The organism is Cellvibrio sp. (assembly GCF_053579595.1).
The window spans coordinates 1-3,817 of sequence record NZ_JBRFPI010000406.1 but is presented as its reverse complement, the minus strand read 5'-3'; the positions used below and the strand labels follow the sequence as shown (position 1 = coordinate 3,817).

The following is a 3,817-nucleotide window of genomic DNA, read 5'->3' as shown; positions in this document are numbered from 1 at the left end:
ACCCCTTAATGCAATCCGTTACTGATATTGTGATGGAGCTACATCGCAATAAATTAAAACAAGGATCGGTTCTGGTTGATACCGGCGATATGGGCATTACACCAAAAGTCATGTTCATTATTGATCACTCTGTTAAAGAAGGATCAAACCCCGATGCCCATGTCTCGCGCCGCATGCAATTTGTTGAAATTGATCCGCAAGGCGCTGCGATTAATGCAGGTTGGGCACCTCACCTGGATTTAGAGCCACTGGAAAAAAATGATGCTCCTCTAATCGAGGACATTCTCAATGCAAGTTGGATTACGCAGAATTTAGAGCAACAAGCGTTATCTCATGCATCTACACATTTAGTGCCTGAACATTTCGATGAAGTGCGCTTGCGAAGAGAAAAACAAGTCGATAAAACCCTAACAGCGGTACATGAACGATTAGTTAAAGAAATTAATTACTGGTCTGATCGTTACATGAAATTGCAAGATGATATAGCCGCCGGAAAAGACGTCCGCCTAACCCTCGAAAACGTTCGCCGTACCATAGATGAACTCACAGCGCGGCGTGAGTCGCGCGAGAAAGAACTCTTGGCTATGCGCCACGTTATCTCAGCCACTCCGGTGATTGTTGGCGGCGCGCTAATTATTCCGGCAGGTTTATTGGCGCAAAGAAAAGGTCAATCAGGCTGGTCAGCTGATGCAGAAGCGCGCAAAAGAATTGAAATGATTGCCATGAAAGCGGTAATGGATACCGAGCTGGCAATGGGCAATCAAGTAATCGATGTATACGCCGAAAAATGTGGCTGGAATGTGACCAGTATTCCAGCATTGGTAGATGGCAAAATACCCACTTCCCGGCATATTGAAGTGAAAGGGCGCGTTAAAGGTAGCAACACTATTACCGTGACCAAAAATGAGATTCTTTATGGCCTGAACCAGTCAGACAAGTTTATTCTGGCGATAGTCTTGGTGGATGGCGATCAACACGAAGGGCCTTATTATGTGACCAAGCCTTTCACGCAAGAGCCGGATTGGGCGGTTTCGAGTATTAACTTAGATTTACGAGAACTTTTACAGCGGAGCAATAAGCCATGCGATTGAATAAGCTCACGATAAATAATTTTCGCTGCTTCGATCATTTAACAATTGATTTTCATCCGCAAATGACGATTTTAATTGCACCAAATGGCAGTGGTAAAACAACGATTTTAGACGCTGCTCGCATAGCACTTTGGCCATACATCAAGGGGTTCGATGTACGCGGTAACTCAGCAACCATAGTTCCAAGCGATGTTAGATTGAAAATGCTTGGTGCTGGAAGTATGGAGTACCAGTTACCAGCTCAAATTATTGCATCCGGTCATGTTTATGGTGAAGTCGAAGAGGTAACTTGGTCACAAACTCGCGAACGAACAAAACCAGGCACTAACTGCAAACCCGATAAAAAAACCAAAGAGTTAATTGAAAAGGGTAAGCACTTCCAGAAACAAAATATTGCTAATAGCGAAATTGTTTTGCCCTTAATTACCTATCTAGGGACATCACGACTTTGGTACGAGGGCCGATTCACTTCGGCAGCCGAAGATGTAGCATTAAATGTGGCCGACTATTCGCGCACATCAGGCTACTTAAACTGCCTTTCCTATTCATCTAGCTTTAAAACCTTCTGCGCTTGGTATGGTTGGATTTATCGTAGCTTTCGCGAAGAGCAAATTAAAGCATTAGAAAATAAGACACAGCTAAGTGAAACAGGAATGCGCTTTGAAGTAATCATTAGTGTTGTAAAAGCGGCAGTCGATACGCTTATTCAATCTGCAACGGGATGGAACCGTCTGGAATACAGCGCGAGTAACAATCAGCAACTTGTTATGCACCATGAGGAACGTGGTGTTTTACCGGTTGAAATGCTTAGTGATGGTCTAAGAAACGCCATTGCAATGGTTGCGGATATTGCTTTCCGCACGGTTAAGCTAAACCCACAATTGGGATTGAATGCAGCAACACAAACACCTGGGGTTGCGCTCATAGATGAAGTGGATATGTTTTTACACCTTTCGTGGCAGCAAACCATTATTAATTCATTACAAACCGCTTTTCCCAATATCCAATTCATAGTCACCACGCACAGCCCTCAAGTGTTGAGTACGGTAAAACGTGAAAATATTCGCGTGATAGGTTCAGATATAGCAGAACCACCACTTGCAAAAACCTACGGCGAACCGAGTGGTGAGGTGATGCACAGTGTGATGTCAGTAGACCCACAGCCGCCAGTAAAAGAAAAAGCTGATTTATTGCGTTTAACTGAGTGGGTAGACCAAGGACATTATGCAGAACCTGAATCCCAAGCGCTGATGAAACAGTTAGTGGCAGTATTGGGCGAGCAGCATCCACAGTTACAGCGACTGCAGCGGAGCATTGCTCGTCAGGAGGCGTTGAAGCCGTGAGATGCATAACAAAACAAGGAGACGGCGGATATCACCTTAATCAATCAAACGCAAATCCACCACAGGATCACTCTTCGGCAACCAGCCGTTGGGGTAGCTTTGGTCATAAATCAGATGTGCTTAGTTTCTTGTTAGATGAGCAATTTCAGCTTTGCTGCTACAGCGAATTACGTGCAGATCAAGAAGGTCTTGGCTACCACATTGAACATGTTGAAAACAAAAGCCAGAACCCGCCGCGTACATTTGATTACACCAATTTGGCCGCAAGCGCTTTGCACAGTGAAGATGATCTGCTTATTTTTAAAGCCCAAAGCTGGGAAGCATTTGGTGGCCACGCAAGAGAGAAACAAAAATCGGTTGATTTAACGCGCTTTGTTTCTTGCCACCAGCCAGATTGCCGTCGGTTCTTTGCCTATTTATCGGATGGGCGAATAGTGCCAAAAGACGGTCTTGATCTCTCCGAAAAAGACAAAGCTCAATACACGATTGACCTATTGAACTTGAATAGCCCCTATCTAAAGGTGCTCAGGCAAAAATGGTGGGATGAGCTGGATGATTTAGTGCAGGAACATTTGCAAAAGCAAATGGATTTGCACCATTTAGCGAGTATTGATTTGGTTCCCATTAATCGAAAGCTCAGTCGTTTTTTCAGTTTGACTCGCCAGTATTTTGGTCAAATGGCAGAGCAGGTTTTACAACAGCAGGCACCGGGGCTTGTATGAAGCAATCAAGCTGCTCCAGCCCAAAAAGAAACGCCCCGAAGGATTCACTTCAGGGCGTCGGCCTATGGATACGATCCATAGGGGGGCTAGCCATTATTCTAACCAATGCATTCTCTCAGTTGCAAAACCATTTTTGCACTCGCTTTATTTCTCAACCGGCTGCAATCACTGTGATGGCAGCTTTGGTTGGGACAAGGATAACTAAATGACCCAAATTAAATCCCCAAAAAAACTTATCGAAGTTGCGCTGCCTTTGGATGCAATAAACACCGCCTGTGCGCACGAAAAGCAACCTGGTATTGGAGCTCATCCAAGAGGAGTGCATTTATGGTGGGCGCGTCGCCCCTTGGCAGCAGCGCGTGCGGTAATTTTTGCGCAAATGGTGAATGACCCCGGCTACCAACAAGGTGGCGGTTTTAAGTACGGCATGAATAAAGAAAAGGCCGCGATTGAGCGCGACCGTTTATTTAAAATTTTGGAAGATTTAGTGCTATGGGAAAACACCAACAACGAACAAGTGCTGGAAAAAGCCCGCGCCGAAATTTGGCGCAGCTGGCGTGAGACGTCCGAGTTAAATAAAGACCACCCGCAAGCCGCCGAATTATTTAACCCGGAAAAACTCCCCGGTTTTCATGACCCTTTTGCCGGTGGTGGCGCGCTG

4 protein-coding genes are annotated in these 3,817 nt (G+C 45.3%); all 4 read left to right on the top strand.

Translation table 11 applies throughout. The annotated features are described in order from the left end of the window. On the top strand, positions 1–1,091 hold a 1,091-nt coding region (locus tag ACWA6V_RS18625), incomplete at its 5' end, for a DUF3883 domain-containing protein (RefSeq protein WP_449523898.1). Beyond that, entirely contained in the window at positions 1,082–2,434 is a 1,353-nt protein-coding gene (locus tag ACWA6V_RS18620) for an AAA family ATPase (RefSeq protein WP_449523897.1), read from the top strand. The genes ACWA6V_RS18625 and ACWA6V_RS18620, both read left to right, overlap by 10 nt. Continuing rightward, positions 2,431–3,156 carry a retron system putative HNH endonuclease gene (locus ACWA6V_RS18615; protein WP_449523896.1) on the top strand — a complete coding sequence of 242 codons (726 nt, stop codon included), beginning with the start codon at positions 2,431–2,433 and terminating at the stop codon, positions 3,154–3,156. Before ACWA6V_RS18620 ends, ACWA6V_RS18615 begins: the two co-directional genes overlap by 4 nt. A gap of 205 nt (positions 3,157–3,361) precedes the next feature. Then, on the top strand, positions 3,362–3,817 hold a 456-nt coding region (locus tag ACWA6V_RS18610), incomplete at its 3' end, for a DUF1156 domain-containing protein (RefSeq protein WP_449523895.1).